The following is a 22,771-nucleotide window of genomic DNA, read 5'->3' as shown; positions in this document are numbered from 1 at the left end:
CGCTTCAGCTATTTTAAAAGGCCAAGCGCTTCAACCGCATATGCAATCCCATCTTCATCAACCGGTTTCGTGACGAAGTCGGCGATCTTTTTCAGCTCTTCGACAGCGTTGCCCATCGCAACTCCCGTCCCCGCAAATTCGATCATTTTCAGATCGTTCAGACCGTCTCCAAACGCATATGTATCCTTTCTTGCAAACGGCAGCTTTTCGATGACCTTTTTGATCCCTTCCGCTTTTGAGCCTCCAGCAGGCAGAACATCTGTCGAACGCTCGTGCCAGCGGATGAAATTGAATTCCCGAAACCGGCGGTACTGCTCTTCATCCTTCTCATCACAGAAGAGAAGCACTTGAAAAATGTCCCTTCCTTGATAATAGGAGCGGTCAGGCTGCGGAGGTGCCACTTTTAAGCTGCCGATCCCTTCAAGAATAGAGGGATGATCCCCGATCGAAGCGCGCATTCCCTCTTCTCCCATAAAAACGATCGGGTGGCCGCATTGATCCGAATGTTCCAGCAAACTTTCCAGGGAGGCGGCAGATAGCGGGTTTTTATAGATGACCTCACCTTCGAATACGACATACTGTCCGTTATATGAGACAAATGAATGGATGTCCAGTTCTTCGAGAACTTCACCAACCATGAACGGAGCCCTTCCTGTCGCGATGAAAACATGGTGTCCGTGCGCTTTCAAATCGGAAATGGCCCGTTTTGTACTCGCGGGAATCTTTTTATCATGATCATAAATGGTTCCGTCGATATCAAAAAAAATCAGCTTTTTATCCATGATTGCAGGTCTCCTTAGCTTGTATCATTTATCGTTCTCCTGTTCCATCATACAAAAACTAACGTCCAGAGAAAACCTTTTCACTTGAAAACCAAAACAAAATCCACATGCCAATAATAACCATGTAACAATAGACAAATTCATCATATAATAGAACTAAAGAAACAAGACCGGCATGGGGACAAGTCAGAGAAAGGAGGAAACCGAATGCTTCGCCGTCTGCGGAAGAAATTAAAAAAACAGCTGAATGGTATGATGCGCAGAAAGTCGATTGCTTAAAAAGGACCTTCACACATGTGGAAGGGTCCTTTTTTTCTCAGGCGCTTTTCTTATAAAGCAATTTCGCATATAATAGAAAGATGAGTCTAACAATCGGCAGTTAAGGAGAGATTTGGATGATTTATAAGGTATTTTTTCAGGGCAGTAATGACGAAGTACCTGTTCGTGAAAAAACAGATTCAATTTTTGTGGAAGCTCAATCTGAACGTGAAGTCAGATCTAAATTAAAACAATACAATTACAACATTGAGTTTATACAGGAAGTTGAAGGCGCTTTTTTAGAATACGAAAAGCAAAGCGAAAATTTTAAAGTATTGGAGTTATGAATGAATGAAATTTGTTAAAAATGACCAAACGGCTGTATTTGCCCTTGGCGGACTTGGGGAAATCGGCAAAAACACGTACGGTGTACAATTTCAGGACGAGATTGTGCTGATCGATGCAGGCATTAAGTTTCCCGAGGACGAGCTTCTCGGAATCGATTATGTCATCCCAGATTACACTTATTTAGTCAAAAATGAAGAAAAGATCAAAGGCCTTTTCATTACGCACGGACATGAAGACCACATCGGAGGCATCCCATACCTTTTGAAACAGGTCAACATCCCTGTTTACGGCGGACAGCTGGCGATCGGCCTCTTGAGAAAAAAGCTTGAAGAACACGGCCTTCTGCGCCAGACAAAACTTCATATTATTGAAGAGGACGATATTGTCAAATTCAGAAAAACAGCTGTTTCTTTCTTCCGGACGACCCACAGCATTCCTGACTCATACGGGATCGTCGTCAAAACGCCGCAAGGAAACATCGTACATACCGGTGACTTTAAATTTGATTTTACTCCGGTAGGCGAACCAGCCAACTTAACCAAGATGGCCGAAATCGGCAAAGAAGGCGTACTTTGTCTGCTGTCTGACAGCACAAACAGTGAAATCCCTGACTTCACCATGTCAGAACGCAAAGTCGGTGAAAGCATTGATGATATTTTCCGCAAAGTTGAAGGCCGGATCATCTTTGCGACCTTCGCTTCAAACATTCACCGTCTGCAGCAGGTGATCGAATCGGCTGTTGCCAACGGGCGAAAAGTTGCCGTTTTTGGACGAAGCATGGAGAATGCCATTGAAATCGGACAAACACTCGGATATATTAAATGCCCGAAAAACACGTTTATTGAAGGGAATGAAATCAACAGGCTGCCTGCCGGAAAGGTAACGATTCTCTGTACCGGAAGCCAAGGTGAACCGATGGCCGCGCTATCACGGATTGCAAACGGCACCCACCGGCAAATCTCCATCAACCCCGGGGATACGGTCGTATTTTCATCTTCTCCGATCCCGGGCAATACGATCAGTGTCAGCCGCACGATCAATCAGCTTTACCGGGCGGGTGCAGATGTCATCCATGGAGCCGTGACGAATATTCATACGTCCGGACACGGCGGGCAGGAAGAACAAAAGCTGATGCTTCGTTTGATCAAGCCGAAATTCTTCATGCCGATTCACGGTGAATACCGAATGCAGAAAATGCACGTGAAACTGGCGACAGATTGCGGGATTCCGGAGGAAAACTGCTTTATCATGGATAATGGTGAAGTGCTTGCTTTGACAAGTGATGAAGCATCTGTCGCGGGAAAAATCCCTTCCGGCAATGTTTATATTGACGGAAGCGGCATCGGCGATATCGGCAACATTGTGCTTCGCGACCGCCGCATCCTTTCTGAAGAAGGGCTCGTCATTGTCGTAGTCAGCATCAATATGAAAGAATTCAAAGTGTCCGCAGGACCTGACTTAATTTCAAGAGGCTTTGTCTACATGAGGGAATCAGGCGATTTGATTAATGAAGCGCAAGACCTGATCGCAAGCCACCTTCAAAAAGTGATGGAGCGCAAAACAACGCAGTGGTCTGAAATCAAAAACGAAATCACGGACACACTCGCACCTTTCCTATACGAAAAAACGAAGCGCCGCCCAATGATCCTGCCGATCATTATGGAAGTGTAAATAATAACGGATACACCAATAGGTGTATCCGTTTTTTTAGGATTGAATCGGAATATGCTGAAAGGCCTTCACATCAAACAGTCCTTCCGTCGTCATCTTGATATCGGGAATGACGGGAAGCGCCAGAAATGAAAGGGTTAAAAATGGATTAAAATCACCTGAAAACCCGGTTTGCTGCAATGCTTCATGAAGTGACAGCAAGCTTTCATTGACGGTGTCAATCGGCTTGTCGGACAATAGCCCCGCTATTGGCAGGGCGACGGAATGAAGTTCTTTCCCTGCTTTGGCCACGGTCAAACCTCCGCCGATTTCCCCGAGTCGTTCGATCGCTTTCAACAGATCCCGATCGTTTGTCCCGACAGCAATCAGATTATGAGAGTCGTGGGAAATGGTCGTCGCAATCGCCCCTTCTTTTAATCCGAATCCTTTGACAATGCCAAGACCGATTTCCTTTTTGCCGCTGTGACGTTCTATCACCGCGATCTTCAGCAAATCGTTTTCTGTATCGGCCTGAAAATTCGGTTCTTCATCCGGCTTGGTCAAAAAAAGCCTTGTTTCAAGCTGGTTGGGAATAATTTCGATGACACGGATATCCCTGTCTTGAACAATCGGAATCTCAAGGTCGCATAGCTCGAACTTGGGCAGGTGCACGGATTGAAGCAAGGCGGCGTCAAGTTTGCTGCTGGAAAGGCATGTATCGGCTTCTTTATAGATCACACCGCCGATCATCGTCTGTGTGATGTCCACATTTGTTAAGTCGCTGATGAACAGAAGGTCTGCATCATAACCGGGGGCAACAGCTCCCTTCGTTTTCAAGCCGTAGCATTCCGCTGCATGAAGACTACCCATTTGATATGCGAGAAAAGGATCAAGTCCGGATTGAATGGCCAGTTTAACCTGATGATTGATACTCCCTTCATCAATCAGCTCATCCAAATGTTTGTCATCCGTACAAAAAAAGAAACGCCTTGCATTTTTCTCATTGACCGCAGGCAGTACATGCCGTACATTCTTAGCAACAGACCCCTCTCTGAGCATGACGTACATTCCCCTTCTGATTCTTTCAAGCGCTTCTTCCGGGGTTGTCACCTCATGATCGGTCAGCACGCCTGCGGCCCTGTAGACGTTGACAAGCTTGGGCGGAAGACCGGCCAGGTGCCCGTCGATCCGCTTGCCGGCGAGATGAGCGTCAGCAAGCTTTTGCGTCATATCGCTTTCGGCCGCCTCCACCGCAACATAATCCATCACCTCGGCAAGGCCGAGCACTTCATTGCGGTTGTAAAAAGGCTTCAGATCCTCTGCATTCAACACCGCTCCGGACTTTTCAAACGCTGCAGCAGGAACGCATGAAGGAAGCATAAAATGAATGTTCAGCTTCGTCCGGCGGGCTTGTTCCATCATAAATGTCAGCCCTTTGATTCCTGAGACATTGGCGATTTCGTGGGGGTCTGTGATTACGGTTGTGACACCATGAGGAATCACCGCTTTGGCAAATTCGGCCGGCGGCACCATCGAAGACTCGATATGAACATGTCCGTCAATAAATCCGGGAACAATCATCTGCCCTTTTGCGTCAATGATGTTCTCTCCCTCATAATCGCCTAAACCGACGATGGCTCCGTTTTCAATGGCAATGTCCGTCTCCAACCATTCCTGATTGAAAACATCCATGATTTTTCCGTTTTTGATGACTGTATCAGCTTTTTTGCGATGACTGGCAGCGCCGAGCCGATTGATGAGCACCTCTTTATCCAAAGGTTGATAACCCCTCTCTTTTTCTGATGTATATGGTTCAATATCGTAGCCGAATCGCTCTCAACAGTCAATGAAAAGATAAAAAAAACCGTAAGCGCAAAACGCTTACGGCTTGTTTGATCATCGTTGAAACACCTTTTTTTCAAACCTTTCAATGTCGGGGTTCGAGCCGATGACGATTAAGATATCGTCTTTTTGAATCTCCTCCGTTGCAAGCGGGGAAACAATCACTTCTTTCTCGCGCTTAATCGCGACGATATTAATGCCGTACCTGGCGCGAATATCAAGATCAAGCAGCGTATTTCCGGCCAGTTTGCCGTTCGCCGCGATTTCGACGAGACTGTGTTCATCTGAGAGTTCAAGATAGTCGAGCACATTGTTGGAGACGATATTATGAGCAATTCTTTTGCCCATTTCACGCTCCGGATGAACGATCCGGTCGGCTCCGATTTTGGACAGCACCTTTTCGTGGTAGTCATTTTGCGCTTTCACCGTGATCATTTTAACGCCGAGCTCTTTTAAAATCAGCGTCGTTAAAATGCTCGCCTGAATATTTTCCCCGATTGCCACAATAACATGATCAAAATTGCGGAGTCCGAGGTTTTTAAGCACAGATTCGTCAGTTGTATCTCCTATTACAGCATGTGAAGCGATTTTGGCGTATTCGTTCACCCGATCCTCATCGACATCGATCGCCATCACTTCTAAGCCTTCCTCGCTCAGCGCCTTGCAAATGCTGCCGCCGAACCGGCCGAGTCCAATTACTGCAAATTCTTTTTTCATCGGTTATTCCTCCATCGGTCAATCTTTAACAAATTCTATCATACGACATCATATTTTTCCTCTATTATTTTTACGTCGTGTGACCGCAATATGTTTCCTCAGCATACTGCTTGTCAAGCGGTTCATCTTTATCGATCGGCAGCAGAATGTGGAAGGTGCTCCCCTCACCCAATTTGCTGTCGATCTTCATTTCCCCGTTATGAGCACCGATGATGTTCAGGCAAATTGTCAGACCGAGTCCTGTCCCTTCTTCTTTCGTAGAAAAGAAAGGTTCGCCCAGCTTTGCCAAATCGGCTTGGGAAATGCCGCCGCCCTCATCTTTGATGCTTACCTTTACGAAATCATCTTCCTGTTCAGTGGAAATGGTGATTTTCCCTCCATCAGGCATGGCTTCAATTCCATTTTTGATTAAGTTAATAAACACTTGCTTAATTTGATTTTCATCACCGTTGATTTCCCATTCTTTCCCGTTTTCAAACGTTTTTTCGATTTTGATGCGGGAAAGCACGGCATTGGTTTCAAGCAAGGTCGCGACCTGACGAAGCACTGAATTGATTTTGATTTTCTTAAATTGAACCTGATGGGGTTTGGCCAGCACAAGCAGTTCGCCAAGCACACAGTCGATTCTTTTGATCTCGGAAAAAATAATGTCAAAGTAGCTGGATCTGTCTGGATACTCGGTTTTCATCAATTGCAAAAAACCGTTAACAGAGGTCAGAGGGTTTCTGACTTCATGGGCGATCCCGGCGGCAAGCTGCCCCGCCATCGCAAGCTTTTGCGACTGCATGGCAAGCCGCTGATTTGATTTAAACAGCTCCATTTCGGCTTTTTTCCGCTCTGTAACATCTGTCAGCGTCCCCAGGCTTCCCGTAAATTGGCCGTTTGTATAATATAATTTATAGTGGACTTCGCCCCAAAACTTGCTTCCGTCTTTTCGATGATATAAGACTTCGATTCTTCCTTCATGCTCCTTGTTCTTCAGCTGCTGATTCAGATGATTTGAAATGCGCTCTTCATGATCAAAGTAATCGTTATACATCGTCCCGAGGCTTGATTCGACACTGTAGCCTGTCAGGGTGGTCCACGCCTGGTTCAAAAAGGTGATGATCCCTTTCCGGTCGGTCTGAAAGACGATCTCCTGCAGGTTATCCATGATACGGTTGGTTTCTGCTGATAGCTGTTTGTATTTTTTCTCGCTTTCCTTCAGCTTATAGACGAGCTGATTCGACTCATCGATGTAAAGCGTAAGCCACCATACACTGATCAATGTCACCAGTGTAAACAGCACATCAACCGTCCAGTTAATTTTGTTTCCCAATACTCCGTAAAATAAATAATTCCAAAACATAATGAAAGTCATTGCCAGTACGGTTGAAATGATCCGTCCTTGATACCTTTTCATGCCCCCACCTGCCACTTCTATTTCTCAGTCAATTGTAACATTCTTTACAGCATCTTTGAGAGGATTGTTCGAAGTATTTATCGTCTAAAATTGATGAATCTTTCAGGTGATAGACGGATTCGTTTTGTGAGAGGGCTTTTTTTCGACAATGATGAAAAAAAACCCTTCTGTAAGAAGGGCGCTTGATGTTAAGCTTTCTCCTGATTCAATTTGGTTTTAATTTCCTCCAACAGCAATTCAGCACCCTCAGGGCTGAGCGTAATGTTCCCGTTTCCGTATGCGCGGTTTTCAGAGGTTATCTCACCGGTAATCAAGCAGACGCCGTGCGGTTTATACTTTTGCAGGATGATTTTATCCTGATCGACGAAGAATTCAATGCTGTCCTTGATCGAGATATCAAGAGCCCTTCTCAATTCAATCGGCATCACGATGCGGCCGAGTTCGTCCACTTTTCTTACAACTCCTATTGCTTTCAAAACTTTCGCCTACTTCCTCTTTGTTTCTATTTTTCTAAGATAATGTCTTAGTATAACGATAGACGTACAAAAAGCATGAAAGGTTTCCCTGTTTCACCTTTCTTCAGCAAAAAAATTAGACACAAAAATGAAATAATGTTCTTGTGATGTAAATATGAGGTCATCATTTTACAGGTTGTTTTCAAAACCGTCACAACCCCCCATAAATCGATGATTTCATGAGAAAATTTAAATGAAATTCTTTTTTCAGCACGAAGATTTTCGAAAAAAATTTTAAATAGAGATTGGGTGAAAACATGTTTCAAACGACCGAGATCGGAATTGATCTAGGAACAGCGAACATATTGGTTTACAGCAAAAATAAAGGAATCATTTTAAACGAGCCTTCCGTTGTCGCCGTGGATACGGAAACAAAGAACGTGTTGGCGGTCGGCACCGAGGCTAAAAACATGATCGGAAAAACGCCGGGCAAAATCGTTGCGGTACGCCCAATGAAAGACGGCGTTATTGCCGATTACGACATGACGACAGACCTTCTCAAACAGATCATGAAAAAAGCGGGCAAAAATATCGGCTTTACATTCAGAAAGCCGAGTGTTGTGGTGTGTACGCCATCCGGTTCCACCGCTGTTGAAAGACGGGCCATCAGCGATGCCGTGAAAAATTGCGGAGCCAAGCAGGTGCATTTGATCGAAGAGCCTGTCGCTGCGGCGATCGGCGCTGATCTGCCCGTTGATGAGCCCGTCGCAAATGTCGTCGTCGATATTGGCGGGGGAACGACAGAGGTGGCCATTATTTCTTTCGGAGGCGTGGTATCCTGCCATTCTATCCGGATCGGCGGCGATCAGCTTGACGAAGACATCGTGACATTCGTCAGAAAAAAATACAACCTGCTGATCGGAGAACGGACGGCAGAGGAAATCAAAATTGAGATCGGCTACGCTCTGATCGAGCATGAAACAAAGACGATGGAAGTCAGAGGGCGCGATCTTGTCACAGGCCTGCCGAAAACGATTACCCTTGAATCAAATGAAATCCAGGCTGCCATGCGCGAATCTCTTCTTCACATTATTGAAGCCATCAGAGCTACTCTTGAGGACTGCCCTCCCGAGCTGAGCGGGGACATCGTCGACCGCGGCGTGATTTTAACGGGAGGCGGCGCCCTCTTAAACGGGATCAAAGAATGGCTTTCACAGGAAATCGTCGTACCGGTGCATGTCGCCGCAAATCCGCTTGAATCTGTCGCCATCGGGACAGGACGTTCGCTTGATGTGATTGATAAATTGCAAAAAGCCGCAAAATAATTTTGTTTTCCACGTCTTTTTTGCCGGCTTCCTTCATATCGTGAGGAATGGATAAACGATAAGGAGGAAAAACATGCTCAGAGATTTGGGAAGACGCGTGGCTATTACCGTCATTTTAAGCGGCATCATTCTCGGGGGAATGAGCATTTCGCTCATGCATATGCCATCCCCTCCTGAACAAACAGCCAAATTAAACCGCTAAAAAAATTCGCAGCCCTGCCGCTGCGTCTTTTTTTTCTTTTCAATTCAATTTTTGGTATGATGTTTACGACAATAAAGGAGGTTTTGCCAATGAATTCGTTTACCGATAAACTGAGTAAATACGCACAGCTTGTCACAGAAGTCGGCGTCAATGTCCAAAAGGGCCAAAAGGTCGTGATCAACGCTTCGACGGAAGTCCGCGATTTTGCCCGTCTGCTTGTGAAAAGCGCCTATGAGCGAGGTGCAAAGCATGTGACAGTCCGCTGGCAGGATGATGAAGTCACAAGGCTGAAATACGAGCTCGCCCCTTTCGAAGCGTTTGCAGAGTATCCGGAATGGGAAGCCAAAGGGGTGGAGACGATGGCTAAGGAAGGCGCTGCCTTTATTTCGATTGTCTCATCAAGCCCGGACCTCTTAAAAGGAATCGATTCGAAGCGAATTGCAGCACAGCAGAAAGCGGCCGGAAAAGCTTTGCATACATACAGGCAAATGATTCAGTCCGATAAAGTCAGCTGGACCGTTGTGGCTGCCCCTTCACCAGCTTGGGCGCAAAAAGTATTTTCGGACATGAGCGAAGAAGAAGCGGTTCAAAAGCTATGGAATGAAATTTTCAAGACGACGCGGGTCGACCGCGATGACCCTGTTCAGGCGTGGAAAGACCACGACCAGATGCTCCGCGAAAAAGTAAGTGTTTTAAATGACAAACACTATAAGGCCCTTCACTATCAAGCCGACGGGACCGATTTGACCATTGAGCTTCCTGAAAAACATCTGTGGGTCGGAGCCGGCAGTGTAAACGAACAAGGCGATGAGTTTATGGCCAACATGCCGACGGAGGAAGTCTTTACCGCACCGAAAAAAGACGGTGTGAACGGAACCGTTTCCAGCACGAAACCGTTAAGCTATGGCGGCAATCTCATCGACGGTTTTACACTGACATTTGAAAACGGCCGGATCACCGATGTAACTGCCGAACAAGGCGAAGAGATTTTAAAAGAGCTGATCGAAACGGATGAAGGCTCGCACTATTTAGGTGAAGTCGCTTTGGTCGCGCACGATTCACCGATTTCCAAATCCAATATTTTATTTTATAACACGCTGTTTGACGAAAATGCGTCAAACCATCTCGCCATCGGAAGCGCTTATGCCTTCAACATCGAAGGCGGCAAAAACATGACGCGTGAAGAGCTTGCAAAAGAAGGTTTAAATGAGAGCATCACACACGTTGATTTTATGATCGGCTCAGGAGAAATGGATATCGACGGCATCACGGCCGACGGAAAGAGAGAGCCGATTTTCAGAAACGGCAACTGGGCGATTTAAGATCCGCCTAAAAAAGGACCTCAGAAAGTCTCTGAGGTCCTTTTATATGGTATCGAAGACGAATGCCCGCTCCCAAAAACTTCCGACCCTTGCACGCTTCAGCCTGTGACTGTAACGGCTAAAAAAGCGTCCAATGATCCCGGCAAAGCACACTCCGGTTCATCACGATTTCGGCAAGCTGCTTAAATGCTCGTGCTTCAGCTTCCAGCTTCCCGACTCGTCCTTTATAAATACGTTTGTCGCACGGCCTGCCCCGGAAACCGGTTCGCCTTGATAATACCCTTTCCATTTGTACGTATACAGGCAAACGGCCTGTTCGTCTGTTTCCGTGATCCAGCTGACATCCTCGGCGCTGTATACTTCGTTTTCGATTTGCTTCCAGGCGTTTTCAAAGTAACGCTGAATCTCCTCAAAGCCCGAACACGTCTGATCCGAAAACCAATACACCGCGTCGGCGTCAAGAAGCTTTTTGACATTTGCAAACACATGCGTGTTTGTTGCTTGAATATATTGCTCAAGAGCCTTTCGGCATGACATAGCGACCATCTCCTTGATATAAGAAACCCCGCTTTTTCAGGCGGGGTTTCTGGAATTATGCGTAAAGTTCGGCAAGCTTGTCCTGTACCGTTTTATCTTCCAAAAACTCGTCATAGCTCATTTGCTTGTCTACGATGCCGTTTGGCGTGATCTCGATGATCCGGTTGGCGATCGTTTGGACAAACTGATGGTCATGGGATGTAAACAGCATGGCGCCTTTAAAGCTGATTAAGCCGTTGTTTAAAGCTGTAATCGATTCAAGGTCTAAATGGTTTGTCGGCTCATCCAGCATTAACACATTCGCTCCGGAGAGCATCATTTTCGACAGCATGCAGCGGACTTTTTCTCCCCCTGAGAGGACGCTTGCTTTTTTGAGCACTTCTTCTCCAGAGAACAGCATTCTGCCTAAAAATCCGCGCAGGAAGCTTTCGCTTTGATCATGCGGGGAAAATTGGCGGAGCCAGTCGACAAGGTTCAAATCGCTGTTTTCAAAATACTCGCTGTTGTCTTTCGGGAAAAACGCCTGGGATGTCGTCACACCCCACTTAAATGTCCCGCTGTCAGGCTCCATTTCCCCGGCGAGGATTTTAAAGAGCGTTGTCGCAGCAAGCTCATTGCGTCCCGTAAACGCGATTTTATCATCCTTGTTCATCATAAAGCTGACCGAATCAAGAACTTTGACACCGTCGATCGTTTTGGACAGGTCTTTGACGACAAGCACATCATTTCCAATCTCACGCTCAGGCGTGAAATTGACGTAAGGATACTTGCGTGACGACGGTTTAATATCATCCAGCGTAATTTTCTCAAGCAGTTTTTTTCTTGATGTCGCCTGCTTTGATTTGGAGGCATTGGCGCTGAATCTGGCGACGAACTCCTGAAGCTGCTTGATCTGCTCTTCTTTTTTCTTATTGGCTTCCTGTGCCATTTTCAAAGCGAGCTGGCTTGATTCATACCAGAAATCATAGTTTCCGACATAGATTTGGATTTTATTAAAATCCAAATCAGCGATGTGTGTGCAGACTTTATTTAAAAAGTGACGGTCATGAGACACAACGATCACCGTATTCTCAAAATTGATCAAGAACTCCTCAAGCCACTGAATCGCCTGAATATCCAAATGGTTCGTCGGCTCATCGAGAAGGAGCACATCAGGCTTTCCAAAGAGCGCCTGGGCAAGAAGCACTTTCACTTTATCAGATCCGCCGAGATCGGCCATTTTTTTCGTATGGAGCTCTTCAGGAATGCCAAGCCCCTTTAATAATATCGCCGCTTCTCCTTCCGCTTCCCAGCCGTTCAGCTCGGCAAACTCGCCTTCCAGCTCGGCAGCGCGAATCCCGTCTTCATCGGAAAAGTCAGGCTTCATGTAAATGGCGTCTTTCTCCTGCATCACTTCATAAAGGCGCTTATGGCCCATGATGACCGTTTTCAGCACTTCATATTCTTCATACTCAAAGTGGTTTTGCTTCAGAACGGCGAGGCGCTCGCCGGGGCTCATATGAACATCGCCTGTCTGCGGCTCAATCTCCCCTGACAAAATTTTCAAAAATGTAGATTTCCCGGCGCCATTGGCCCCGATCAGCCCGTAGCAGTTTCCGGGCGTAAATTTAATGTTGACATCTTCAAATAACTTCCGGTCTGCAAACCGCAAGCTTACATTATGAACAGCTATCATTTAATATCCTCCATATTCCTTCATTAAAAAGAGTATAACACGAATGACCTATAAGAGAAATGCTCTGATGTGATGAAGCTATAAAGCGCAAAGCCGACATGCGCTTTTTTTGTATGTTCATTGTGACAATATGTTACAATTAATGAAGAATGGGGGAAGGATAAATGAATATAAAAGATGACCCGGATATTATCAGATGGGTAAACACAAGGCCCCGGCACGCGGCTTTTCTATCACTCACCATGGTCATCGCTACGTTGGCGATCGGGTTTTTCAAAGGATATAATATGTGGACTTTTGATTTTTTTGTATTCGCGTGTCTTTTGATAGGGTTCGGCCTTCTTGTAGGATGGCTACAAAAGATATATTATAAAAAGGTGATATTTGAAGAAAACACGGATCGTTAGACGGAGGAAAACATGAAGCTTATCACTCTGACAGAATACTGCATGTTTATTTTTTTTGCCGGTGTATATCTGGCAGTAACCGGTTTTACAGCGCGTGATTTAGGCCTTTACATCGGGATTGCTCTGATTTACGCGTTTGTTCATATCTATGCCAAAAGAATCCTTGCGAAAAAAGGAAAAGAAACCGCGCAAATCAAAACCCTTTACAGCGTTCTTCTCATCATGGCGTCAGTGTTCGTCACCGTCCTGTTTATCGCGGTGCTGGCGTCCGTGATGTCTTAAAAAAAAGCCTGACCGTCCTGCTTTAACTCGCCAAATTCAAGCTAAGCAAGGTAAAGAAAATGAAATAATAACGCAGGAAGAGGCTGATTTTGTCAATGCGTTTCTTGTGTACGCTAAGGAACTCGCAGACACATTGCATGAACGATATAAGGATGAATTAGGAGGTGGCTCGGATGTTTAAACAGCGACTTATCGGAGCATTAGCGTACTTGGCTGCGCTCACCTTATTACTCGGTCTGTTTTCTGCGGGATGCCTGACCGGCTTTGTCATCATGGCGTCAGTGTTCGTCACCGTCCTGTTTATCGCGGTGCTGGCGTCCGTGATGTCTTAAAAAAAGCCTGACGTCCCGGGGGACGCCAGGCTTTTTTTTAGTCTGTTTTTCGGATTTCATTAAACGGGAAAAACACGAATTGCGATGTTCCGACAACCCGTTTTTTATCGATCAGCCCGAGTCCGTTGCGGCTGTCCATCGATCTCTGCCGGTTGTCCCCCATCACGAAATACTTGCCTTCCGGAACTTTAACAGGGCCAAAATCACCCGTCAGTTTGACGCCGACCGCTTTCGCCTCTTTTCTGTTTTCCGCCAGATACGGCTCGGCGACTTTCTTCCCGTTAATATAAAGCGTGTCATCTTTCATTTGCACGGTATCTCCCGGCAGACCGATCAGACGCTTAACATAGTGGACATTTTTTTCATCTCCGTCAATGATGACGATATCCCCGCGTTCAAACTCCCCAATGTATTTAACCGTTTTATAAACGAACAAACGTTCCCCGTCATGCAGTGTCGGATCCATCGAAGTGCCTTCAACTAAATACGGTTCAAATAAAAACGCCCGGATCAATAAAGCCAGAGCGACTGCGATAATGATGGCTTTTACCCATTCAAAGAGAGAATTATTCTTTTTCTTGGATTTTTCTTCAGTCAAAACGCTTCCTCCTAAAAACAGTCTGTTGCAATGTACAAGTTGAAAATAAAGCTTTCCTATACTTTATCACAAGTCTTGGGAGAATTCATAATCAGTGTACGCCCAGACCCGAAAACAGGAAAAAAGAAAGTGCCGCAAGGTTTCCCCCGTGGCACTTTCAGCATTTATTTTTCAGTTGGAACCGGCTTTTTCAAAACGCCGAGAATCAAAGCTGTCACAACCGCACCAATCAAGATACTGAGGAGATACAGCAGCGCATGATTTGTGGTAAAGAAGAGAACGAATATTCCGCCATGCGGTGCTTGCAGTGTGACATGGAAAAACTGGGATAAACCGCCAGCGACTGCTGACCCAATCATACATGCAGGGATGACGCGGGCCGGATCTGCCGCCGCAAACGGAATCGCACCTTCAGTGATAAATGACAGTCCCATCACATAGTTGGTAATTCCAGCTTCACGATCACGTTTTGAGAACTTATTTTTAAAGAATGTTGTCGCAAGCGCGATTCCTAGCGGAGGCACCATACCGCCAGCCATGATTGCCGCATGCGGTCCAAAGTTTCCTGCTTCAATCATCGCGATACCGAATGTGAAGGCCGCTTTATTGATCGGTCCTCCCATATCAATCGCCATCATACCGCCTAAAACAATACCCATGACAACAAGGTTTCCTGTACCAAGCCCTTCAAGCCAATGTGTCATGCCATCCATGATCATCTTGACAGGCGTGTTGACAACATAATGCATAATGACTCCGGTAAAGAAGATCCCAAACAGCGGATAAAGTAACACAGGCTTTAAGCCGTCAAGCACTTGCGGAAGTCCGGCAAATACTTTCTTCAAGAGAACAACGATATAACCAGCTAAGAAACCGGCAATCAGCCCGCCTAGGAAACCGGCGCCAGCTTGCGTCGCCATGAAACCGCCGACCATACCAGGCGCAAATCCAGGACGGTCTGCAATACTCATAGCGATAAATCCGGCCAATACAGCGACGATTAATCCAAGGGCATTGGTTCCGCCAATATTGTTTAAAACAGCTGCAAACTCATTATAAGTAGGATCTCCCGGTTTGGTTGCGTTAATTCCCCAGAAGAATGAAAGCGCAACTAAAATCCCGCCCCCGACGACGAATGGCAGCATGTTGCTGACACCGCTCATCAGGTGTTTGTAGAAGCCGCCGCCTTTTCCTTTGGCAGCTCCGTCTTCAGAATCGGATGCAGCGCCGCCTTTCGCCTGATAGATTGGCGCATCTTGCTTCAAGGCTTGCTCAATCAATTCTTTCGGGCGTCTGATTCCCGCTGTCACAGGTACTTCAATGACGTGTTTACCTTGGAAACGATCCATTTCAACCTGCTTGTCGGCGGCGACGATGATCGCAACCGCATCTTCGATTTCCTGCGCTGTCAGACCATTTTTAATACCGCTTGAACCGTTCGTTTCAACTTTGATATCAACGCCAAGCTCTTTCGCTTTTTCCTTCAAAGCATCGGCAGCCATGAACGTGTGGGCGATCCCTGTCGGGCATGCTGTCACCGCAAGGATTTTTCCTTTGGCTGACGGCGCTTGAGGCGTTTCCCCTTGCTCTTCATCTTCATCGTCTTTATCATGCTCGTTGATAATATCGATGATTTCTTCTGCTGATTCCGCATCAAGCAGCTGTTTGCGGATTTCTTCCCTCATCAATAGAGTGGATAGTCTTGAGAGCGCTTCAAGGTGTGTGTTGTTTGCGCCATCCGTTGCAGCGATCATGAAGACGAGATGGCTCGGCTGTCCGTCCAGAGATTCGTAATCGACACCTTCTTTTGAACGGCCAAATGCGATGGCCGGCTCTTTAACGCTCGCCGTTTTCGCGTGAGGAATGGCAATCCCTTCGCCGATTCCTGTCGAGCTTTGTTTTTCGCGATTGATCACGGCGTCTTTGTAGCCTTCTTTATCATTTAATTTTCCGGCCTGGTCCAAAACGGTTACAAGCTCTTCAATCACGTTTTCTTTCTGGCTGCTCTCAAGGTTTAACTTGATCGTATGCTTCGTTAGTAGCTCTGTTATTTTCATAACCTTTCCTCCTTTATATCGCTTTGACTTGAACTTCCGGAAGAAGTTTGTGAACCAGCTCTTCTGTTCCGAGCTCCTCAGAAAAAGCTGTCGCACTTCCTGAGGCAACGCCTAAGCGAAAAGCTTCTTTGATGTCGAGCTGTTTTTCAATGCCTGCGAGAAAACCGGCAACCACCGAATCCCCTGCTCCGACAGAATTGACGAGCTTTCCTTTAGGGACATTCGCATGATATACGCCGTCTTTTGTGAATAAGAGAGCGCCTTCGCCCGCCATTGAAACGATCGCGTTTTCCGCTCCTTGTTCAATCAGTTTTTTGCCGTATGGCACCGCTTCCTCTGGAGTGGTAATCGTCGTTTGGAACATTTCTCCCAGCTCGTGATGGTTCGGCTTCATTAAAAGCGGGCGCATTTGAGCCGCTTTCAAGAGGGCCTCGCCTGAAATATCAAGGACGACACGGACATGTTGCCGGCTGCACGCTTCGGCAATTTTTTCATAGGTGTCCTGAGGCATTGAAGCCGGGATGCTGCCTGCCAATACGACGATATCTCCTTCTTTCATCGCGGAAAATCGGGCTAAAAACGCCGCGAAATCGTCTTCACTGATGACAGGGCCTTGTCCGTTGATTTCCGTTTCATCACCGGTCTTTAATTTGACATTGATTCGGGTATCCCCGTTTACTTCATTAAAGGCCGTCTCAAGTTTTTCTTCTTCCAAGAAAGATTTGATGTAACCCCCTGTAAAACCGCCGATAAAACCGAGAACTTTAGAAGGCACATGGTGTCTGTTCAGCACCCGCGAGACATTGATTCCTTTGCCTCCAGGGTATTTCGTGTCATAAGCTGAACGATTTAACCCGCCTAAAGTAAATTCTTCTACGTGAACGATGTAGTCGACCGATGGGTTGAGTGTTACAGTGTATATCATGTTTTCACTACCTTTACGACAGTTTTTTCTTGATAGTTATCAAATGAATGTTTTGCAGATCCTGCTGTAATGATAGTTGCTTCGTCTAAACTTGCAAAGGCAGAAAAAGACATCTCTCCGAATTTGGAAGCATCAGCGAGTGCAAAAGCTTTTTTTGCCTGTTTGACAGCCTTTGTTTTCAAGAGCGCTTCTTCGGGATCGGGGGTTGTAAATCCCGCTTCTGTATGAATCCCGTTCACACCGATAAAGCTTTTGTCAAACCGGTACTGGCTGATGGCCGATAAGGCGGAGCCTCCCACGATCGCCCCGGTTTTATGCTTCACATATCCGCCCAATAAATAAAATGGAATCCCTTTTTTCATTAATGCCTCAATGTGCATAACTCCGTTCGTAACTACGATGATATCCTTCTCTTGATCGATAAAATCGATCATTTGCAAAGTAGTCGTTCCGGCATCAAGGAAAATGCAATCGCCTTCTTTAAGCAGAGAGGCGGCTTCCTGGGCGATTTTTCTTTTTTCATGAAGGTTTTTGGATGATTTTTCAAGCATGTCCGGCTCCATTCGAATGTCGGACAGCTTTGATGCTCCTCCATGAACGCGCTTTAAATATCCGCGGGCTTCGAGCGTCGACAAATCTCTTCTGATCGTTGACTCTGAGGCATTTGTTAAATTCATTAAGTACTGGATTTTCACGACATCATGCTTTTCGATTTCGTCGATGATCAGCTGATGCCGTTCAGGAGTCAACACATTATCACCCCTTTTTTGAAAACGCCTTCATTCAACTTACAATTTCATTGTAAACGCTTTTTCGACAAAACTCAACAAAAATCTTTCAAATTCATTCAATAACCATCAAAATCTTTCACATTTCAACATCTTAACGTGATATGTATCATTTGTAAACTGTATAAACGATAAAAATCCGCAAAAATATGTGACATTATTATTATCTATTCGATGAATATTCATTCGAACCAAAAAATAAAACCCCATGCTCAGATGCATGAGGTTTTTCATATCTGTTCCGCTTAGTTCGGAAGGTTTTGTAAAAATAAAAAAAACAGGCCTAATAGATAAGAGAACAAAAGAAATACTACAAATAAAACAGAAACGCCGATCCATGCCGCCCGTTTTGAAGCGCCGGCTGCTTTTTGCAGTCCGATAGCAACCAATACAAACGCCCAGATTGTAAAGATGTCAAACAACGCCAGGACACTCGATAACGGCTCCTCTGCCGGAATGTATCCATCAAGGGATGAGAACGAAAACGCGATATCTGAATTTGTAAAATAGTAAATCAAACTGATGATGACATCTCTGATAACGACGACAAACGTACCAAATACAGACAATGAGACCATGCAGGCAAAATTGGTTTTTCCGCCGCCAATTTTGGCGATCAGCCACAATACCAATCCGCTGAGGACATAGAAGATAATCGATCGAAAAATATCGCGAGCAGCCAACATTCCAGGATTAAATTCAAAAAGCAACTCCTCATTCAGTTTCCAATAGCTCAAGTAAACAGAAAAGGCTGATAATGCCAGCGAAATGATCAGCGCCAGCCAAATGGCTGGTCTTTCTCTCATCCTCTCAAACTGCCGGACAGGGCTTATGATGATGCCGAGCAGTGACGGCTTTTTTTGTTTCTGTACTGTTTCTACATTTGCTTCCACTTTTTAAATTCCTCCATTTTTTCAAAATTACACAATGTCAAGTTTACCATTTCGCATACTTAAGATTGATTAAAATTAGCTTAAATTTTTACCAAACTGGAAAGGAAGTAAATAAAAAAGACCGATATCAAATCGGTCTTTAGATTGAAACCACCACATGACCTTGGGTTCACAGCATCCCAGCCAAACATTTTTGCAAATGACAAATCTATTCATAGCGCAATGCATCGATCGGATCCAAGCGGGCCGCTTTGTTGGCCGGAAGCATGCCGAAAATGACTCCGATCACCATGCTGAATAAGACCCCGCCAATGACAACCTGCCAGGATACAAGCGACGGCCACCCGGCTATGACAGACACAAGCGATGCTCCGCCGTACCCGAGCCCGATTCCGATAAGACCGCCAATCAGTGTCAAAACGACGGACTCAATTAAAAATTGCAATAAAATCTGCCCCCGCGTAGCCCCCAGCGATTTTCTGATCCCGATTTCTCTTGTGCGTTCGGTCACAGAGACAAGCATGATATTCATGACGCCGATTCCGCCGACCAATAGAGAAATGCCGGCAATGGAACCGATGATCATCGTCATAATCGTTGTGACTTGGCCGATGCCTTTTGCAATTTCCTCCATGTTCATCACCTGATAAGAATCTTCGGTGTCATGATGATCATTCATCAGTTGAGCAGCCTCTTGCCCTACCGCCTTCATATCATCGGCCGATTCAACCTGAAGGGAGACCGTGCTGTAGTTGCTGCTGCCAAAAGACGATCTCATCATCGTAAATGGCAGATACATTTCACTTTGCTCAAGCGAAAGCAGACCGGTTTCTTTTTCGAGGATGCCGATGACTTCGACCGGCTGTCCGTTGACCCATACAACTTGGCCGAGCGGTGATTTTTTGTCAAATAGCTCTTCAGAGAATTTTTCGGAAATGACCCCCGCTCTTTTTCCGGACAGAAAATCATTTTCAGTGAAGCCTCTGCCTTCTTTTATATGTAATGAATTGACACTCATATAGCCGCTGTTGATGCCGATAATTGATGAATCGGTTTCCTCTTTTCGGTACCGGGCCGTCATATTTTCCGTTGTCGAAGCGACGACCTGCTTCACACCTTCGATTTCTTTCAAACTGTTAATATCAGCTTCGGTAAAGTTCGCTTCTTCATAGGCGTTGGGATTTTTGGCAAGCTCTTCTTCACTCGGAGAGTAAAATAATTCGACTGTATTGCCGGGACCGCTGATGGACTGCTTGAGCATCTGCTCCCCGCCTTGTCCTACCGCCACGACGACAATGACTGAGCCGACGCCGATGATGATGCCGAGCATCGTTAAGATCGACCGCATTTTATGGGCTAAAACAGAGCTGAGAGCCATCCGCAGATTTTCCAACAGGCTCATTCCCCCACACTCCTTTGCCTTTCAGAAGCAACGATCTCACCGTCACGCACCATAATGACACGATTCGTATAATCGGCAATTTCCGGTTCATGAGTGACCAGCAGAACGGTTGTCCCTTCAGCGTTTAATTCGGAAAATTGCTCCATGATCGAAATGCTCGTTTTCGTATCTAATGCTCCGGTTGGTTCATCAGCCAAAATCAGCTTTGGTTCATTGACAATCGCGCGGGCGATGGCGACCCGCTGTTTTTGCCCGCCGGAAAGCTCGCTGGGCATATGCAGCATTCGGTCTTTCAGCCCGACCTTTTCCAAAGCCCGTTCGGCCCGTTCTTGCCGCTCTTTTTTGCCGATGCCTGCATAAATCATCGGAAGCTCGACATTCTTTTTCGCGTTCAGTCTCGGCAAAAGCTGAAACTGTTGAAAAACAAAGCCGATCGATTGATTTCTGACCGCCGCCAGCTCCTTATCTTTGTATGAAGAAACATCCTCGCCGTCCAGTTTATAGATGCCTGATGACGGGCGGTCAAGGCAGCCGATGATGTTCATGAGCGTTGATTTTCCGGAACCGGACGGCCCCATAATGGACAGGTACTCGCCGCGTTCAATCACAACATCAATGGAATGAAGGACATCAAATGTCTCTTTTCCGATCTGATAGCTTTTTTTCACTTTGGAAAGCTGAATCATTTAAGCTTTCACATCCGTTCCGTCGGTTATATCGTCTGAAGGATTTAAAATCACCTGGTCATCGCCTGAGAGGCCTTCCTTGATTTCCATCTGATCATCCGCCGTTTCGCCGATCTTTACATCAACCCGGTTTGCCTTGCCGTCTCTTATTGTATAGACATAATACTGGTCGCCGTCTTTTTTTACGGCTTTCTGCGGCAGTGTCTTTGCTTTTCTCTTATCTGTTTCAATGTCCATGATCAGCTTGAATCCCGGCTTGCCCTGTGGAAGCTTGCCGGCAATTTTGACTTCGAGCGGATACTGCACGGCCTGCTCCGCGGTTGAAGCAGCCGCCGCTGCTGTTTCGGCTTGCTGGTCAGGGACAAGCCCGACCGATGAAACGGTGCCTTTCCATGTTAAATCCTGTATCACGTCTGATGTCAATGTTACTTTTTGACCTTTTTTCACCTTCAACGTATCGTATTCAGACAGCATCCCTTCAACGATGAGATGATCCGTATCGCCAATATGTATGACCGGTTCCTGAATATCGGATTTGGCAGATGCCGCTTTTTGGTCGACTGAAATGACAGTGCCTTCAATATCGCTTTTCACTTCGAGACGATCCAGTTGATGTTCAAGCGATTTTTCCTCAAGCAGCGATTGCTTGAGTTCGAGTTGCGCCGTTTTTTCCTCCATGTCAAGCTCCGACCGCTCGGATTCAATTTGCTCGCGTGCTTTTTGTTCTCCAAGTTCTTTCTGAAGCTCTTTTTCCTTGTTGTTTAACGCCTTTTTCTTGTCGCTGATTTGCTCGATTTTTAAGCGGTTTGCTTCTGAAGCCAGTTCATTTTTCTCTTGTTCAAGCTTTAACTGTTCATTCGCATAGGTGAGTAAAACCGTCCCTTTTTTCACTTTATCGCCCGGTTTTACTTCCACCTTATCAAGCTCGCCTTTTTCTGATTCATAATAGACAGATTGCTCGTTTTTGAATTTTAGCTTTCCGGGAACCATAACGGTTGCCGCTATTTCCTTTTCTTCCAGTTTTCCGACTTTCACATCGGTGATTGCGCTGCCTCCTGTTTGAGCAGCGGACCGGTACAAGTTGATTCCGATAAAAAGAACGATAATGAGGACAATGCCAATTCCGATCCATATTTTTTTCATGTTGTTACGCACCTGCCGCACCTAACAATCCGGATAAAAACGAGAACAACAGCACAATGCCGAATAAGACAGCTGTGCTGATCCATGCCGCTTTTTTAGAAATCCCGCCCGCCTTTTCAAGACCGATGGCTAAAAGAACATAACTCCAAATGGAGAAAACCTCAAAAAGATTCAATACATTGACAAGAGGCTGATCAGCCGGAATCAGGCTCGCAAGCGATGTCACATTATACGCTGTGGACGAATGGGTAGCATACACGAAAATTCCGTTGATCAGCGTGCCGATGCTTGAAATGAATGTCATGAACAGGGTCATCGACAGCATTTTTGGATATGTCGTTTCCCCGCCGGATATTTTCACACAGAGCCAATAAATCAGCGGTGCAATAAAAATCGTCGCGAGCACAAAAATAATTGTGCCAAATATCGCCAATCCGATGGCAAGCGACTTGGCGATTTGCAGTTCGTCAGCGGACTGTAATCCTGTCTCTTTCAATACGGCGTCATAATTGATTCCAAACGCCGTTAATACAGCGCCGATCACAGTTAAAACGAGCACCAAAAACAGCGGCCCCCATATAGAGGGCTTTTCTCTGATTCTTTCAAACTGCACGCCTGGACTTGTCATCACCCCAAATATAGAGGGTTTTGTGACTGCATGTTTTTCTAAATTTGTTTCCATTGTTTAAAAAACCTCCAATATATGTTCTGGTTGTCAATACGATTCGTTCAGATAAAAGGTT

Annotated in this window: 23 protein-coding genes; 7 read left to right on the top strand and 16 right to left on the bottom strand. The window is 45.9% G+C overall.

Features of this window, described 5'->3' with window-relative positions:
* Nucleotides 1-8 precede the first annotated feature (8 nt).
* On the bottom strand, nt 9-782 hold the full coding sequence (locus tag M654_RS10230; protein WP_026586809.1) for a Cof-type HAD-IIB family hydrolase: 774 nt from the start codon (nt 780-782) through the stop codon (nt 9-11).
* A 395-nt stretch (nt 783-1,177) separates the two neighbouring features.
* On the opposite strand from M654_RS10230, the gene M654_RS10225 reads away from it, so the two are divergent.
* Nucleotides 1,178-1,387 (top strand): DNA-dependent RNA polymerase subunit epsilon, encoded by a 210-nt coding sequence (locus M654_RS10225; RefSeq protein WP_026586808.1) that lies wholly within the window; start codon nt 1,178-1,180, stop codon nt 1,385-1,387.
* 4 nt (nt 1,388-1,391) lie between these two features.
* Nucleotides 1,392-3,059, top strand: a complete 1,668-nt coding sequence (gene rnjA / locus M654_RS10220) for a ribonuclease J1 (RefSeq protein ID WP_026586807.1) — start codon at nt 1,392-1,394, stop codon at nt 3,057-3,059.
* A 36-nt stretch (nt 3,060-3,095) separates the two neighbouring features.
* Here the strand turns inward: rnjA and ade are convergent, their stop codons facing one another.
* From ade to M654_RS10200, 4 genes are all read right to left on the bottom strand, one after another.
* A complete protein-coding gene (gene ade / locus M654_RS10215; protein WP_026586806.1) occupies nt 3,096-4,814 on the bottom strand; it encodes an adenine deaminase in 1,719 nt (572 codons plus the stop codon).
* 120 nt (nt 4,815-4,934) lie between these two features.
* Complete coding sequence (locus M654_RS10210; protein WP_026586805.1) at nt 4,935-5,597, bottom strand: potassium channel family protein; 663 nt, start codon at nt 5,595-5,597, stop codon at nt 4,935-4,937.
* Between the two features lie 70 nt (nt 5,598-5,667).
* Nucleotides 5,668-6,999, bottom strand: coding sequence for an ATP-binding protein (locus M654_RS10205; protein ID WP_051290363.1), 1,332 nt, complete (start codon nt 6,997-6,999; stop codon nt 5,668-5,670).
* A gap of 188 nt (nt 7,000-7,187) precedes the next feature.
* Entirely contained in the window at nt 7,188-7,475 is a 288-nt protein-coding gene (locus M654_RS10200; protein ID WP_026586804.1) for a transcriptional regulator AbhA, read from the bottom strand.
* A 296-nt stretch (nt 7,476-7,771) separates the two neighbouring features.
* Between M654_RS10200 and mreBH the strand changes: the two genes are divergently transcribed.
* The 3 genes from mreBH to M654_RS10185 all read left to right on the top strand — a co-directional run bounded on the left by mreBH (nt 7,772) and on the right by M654_RS10185 (nt 10,303).
* Nucleotides 7,772-8,779 carry a rod-share determining protein MreBH gene (gene mreBH / locus M654_RS10195; protein WP_026586803.1) on the top strand — a complete coding sequence of 336 codons (1,008 nt, stop codon included), beginning with the start codon at nt 7,772-7,774 and terminating at the stop codon, nt 8,777-8,779.
* 73 nt (nt 8,780-8,852) lie between these two features.
* On the top strand, nt 8,853-8,981 hold the full coding sequence (locus M654_RS10190; RefSeq protein ID WP_142246127.1) for a protein YkpC: 129 nt from the start codon (nt 8,853-8,855) through the stop codon (nt 8,979-8,981).
* Between the two features lie 89 nt (nt 8,982-9,070).
* Nucleotides 9,071-10,303, top strand: coding sequence for an aminopeptidase (locus M654_RS10185; protein ID WP_026586802.1), 1,233 nt, complete (start codon nt 9,071-9,073; stop codon nt 10,301-10,303).
* A gap of 162 nt (nt 10,304-10,465) precedes the next feature.
* Here M654_RS10185 and M654_RS10180 read toward each other — a convergent pair whose 3' ends face one another.
* Together M654_RS10180 and M654_RS10175 are read right to left on the bottom strand one after the other, a co-directional pair.
* Nucleotides 10,466-10,840, bottom strand: a complete 375-nt coding sequence (locus tag M654_RS10180; RefSeq protein WP_026586801.1) for a YybH family protein — start codon at nt 10,838-10,840, stop codon at nt 10,466-10,468.
* A 55-nt stretch (nt 10,841-10,895) separates the two neighbouring features.
* Nucleotides 10,896-12,515 carry an ABC-F family ATP-binding cassette domain-containing protein gene (locus tag M654_RS10175; RefSeq protein ID WP_026586800.1) on the bottom strand — a complete coding sequence of 540 codons (1,620 nt, stop codon included), beginning with the start codon at nt 12,513-12,515 and terminating at the stop codon, nt 10,896-10,898.
* A gap of 419 nt (nt 12,516-12,934) precedes the next feature.
* Between M654_RS10175 and M654_RS10170 the strand changes: the two genes are divergently transcribed.
* Nucleotides 12,935-13,204 carry a hypothetical protein gene (locus M654_RS10170; RefSeq protein ID WP_026586798.1) on the top strand — a complete coding sequence of 90 codons (270 nt, stop codon included), beginning with the start codon at nt 12,935-12,937 and terminating at the stop codon, nt 13,202-13,204.
* Nucleotides 13,205-13,377: 173 nt separating this feature from the next.
* Nucleotides 13,378-13,536: a hypothetical protein gene (locus M654_RS10165; protein WP_163170532.1), complete on the top strand. Its 159-nt coding sequence runs from the start codon at nt 13,378-13,380 to the stop codon at nt 13,534-13,536.
* A 37-nt stretch (nt 13,537-13,573) separates the two neighbouring features.
* On the opposite strand, the gene lepB is transcribed toward M654_RS10165, so the two are convergent.
* The 9 genes from lepB to M654_RS10120 form a co-directional block, all read right to left on the bottom strand.
* The gene (gene lepB / locus M654_RS10160) at nt 13,574-14,134 is read right to left on the bottom strand and encodes a signal peptidase I (protein WP_026586797.1); all 561 of its coding nucleotides are present in this window, start codon (nt 14,132-14,134) and stop codon (nt 13,574-13,576) included.
* Nucleotides 14,135-14,298: 164 nt separating this feature from the next.
* Nucleotides 14,299-16,191, bottom strand: coding sequence for a PTS fructose transporter subunit IIABC (locus M654_RS10155; protein WP_026586796.1), 1,893 nt, complete (start codon nt 16,189-16,191; stop codon nt 14,299-14,301).
* Between the two features lie 13 nt (nt 16,192-16,204).
* Nucleotides 16,205-17,116 (bottom strand): 1-phosphofructokinase, encoded by a 912-nt coding sequence (gene pfkB / locus M654_RS10150; RefSeq protein ID WP_026586795.1) that lies wholly within the window; start codon nt 17,114-17,116, stop codon nt 16,205-16,207.
* Nucleotides 17,113-17,868, bottom strand: coding sequence for a DeoR/GlpR family DNA-binding transcription regulator (locus tag M654_RS10145; RefSeq protein ID WP_026586794.1), 756 nt, complete (start codon nt 17,866-17,868; stop codon nt 17,113-17,115). Before M654_RS10145 ends, pfkB begins: the two co-directional genes overlap by 4 nt.
* Before the next feature lie 281 nt (nt 17,869-18,149).
* Complete coding sequence (locus M654_RS10140; RefSeq protein ID WP_026586793.1) at nt 18,150-18,797, bottom strand: YknW family membrane protein; 648 nt, start codon at nt 18,795-18,797, stop codon at nt 18,150-18,152.
* 208 nt (nt 18,798-19,005) lie between these two features.
* Nucleotides 19,006-20,199 carry an ABC transporter permease gene (locus M654_RS10135; RefSeq protein ID WP_026586792.1) on the bottom strand — a complete coding sequence of 398 codons (1,194 nt, stop codon included), beginning with the start codon at nt 20,197-20,199 and terminating at the stop codon, nt 19,006-19,008.
* Nucleotides 20,196-20,885: an ABC transporter ATP-binding protein gene (locus tag M654_RS10130; protein WP_026586791.1), complete on the bottom strand. Its 690-nt coding sequence runs from the start codon at nt 20,883-20,885 to the stop codon at nt 20,196-20,198. Before M654_RS10130 ends, M654_RS10135 begins: the two co-directional genes overlap by 4 nt.
* Nucleotides 20,886-22,028: an efflux RND transporter periplasmic adaptor subunit gene (locus M654_RS10125; protein WP_026586790.1), complete on the bottom strand. Its 1,143-nt coding sequence runs from the start codon at nt 22,026-22,028 to the stop codon at nt 20,886-20,888.
* 4 nt (nt 22,029-22,032) lie between these two features.
* Entirely contained in the window at nt 22,033-22,710 is a 678-nt protein-coding gene (locus M654_RS10120; protein ID WP_026586789.1) for a YknW family membrane protein, read from the bottom strand.
* Between the last annotated feature and the right edge of the window lie 61 nt (nt 22,711-22,771).

Origin of the sequence: Bacillus sp. NSP9.1 (assembly GCF_000465465.2) — a bacterium.
In the GTDB taxonomy this organism is placed as follows: Bacteria; Bacillota; Bacilli; order Bacillales; family Bacillaceae; genus Bacillus; species Bacillus sonorensis_A.
Note: the sequence above shows the minus strand (reverse complement) of the source record. Positions and strands in the feature narration are given on the sequence as shown.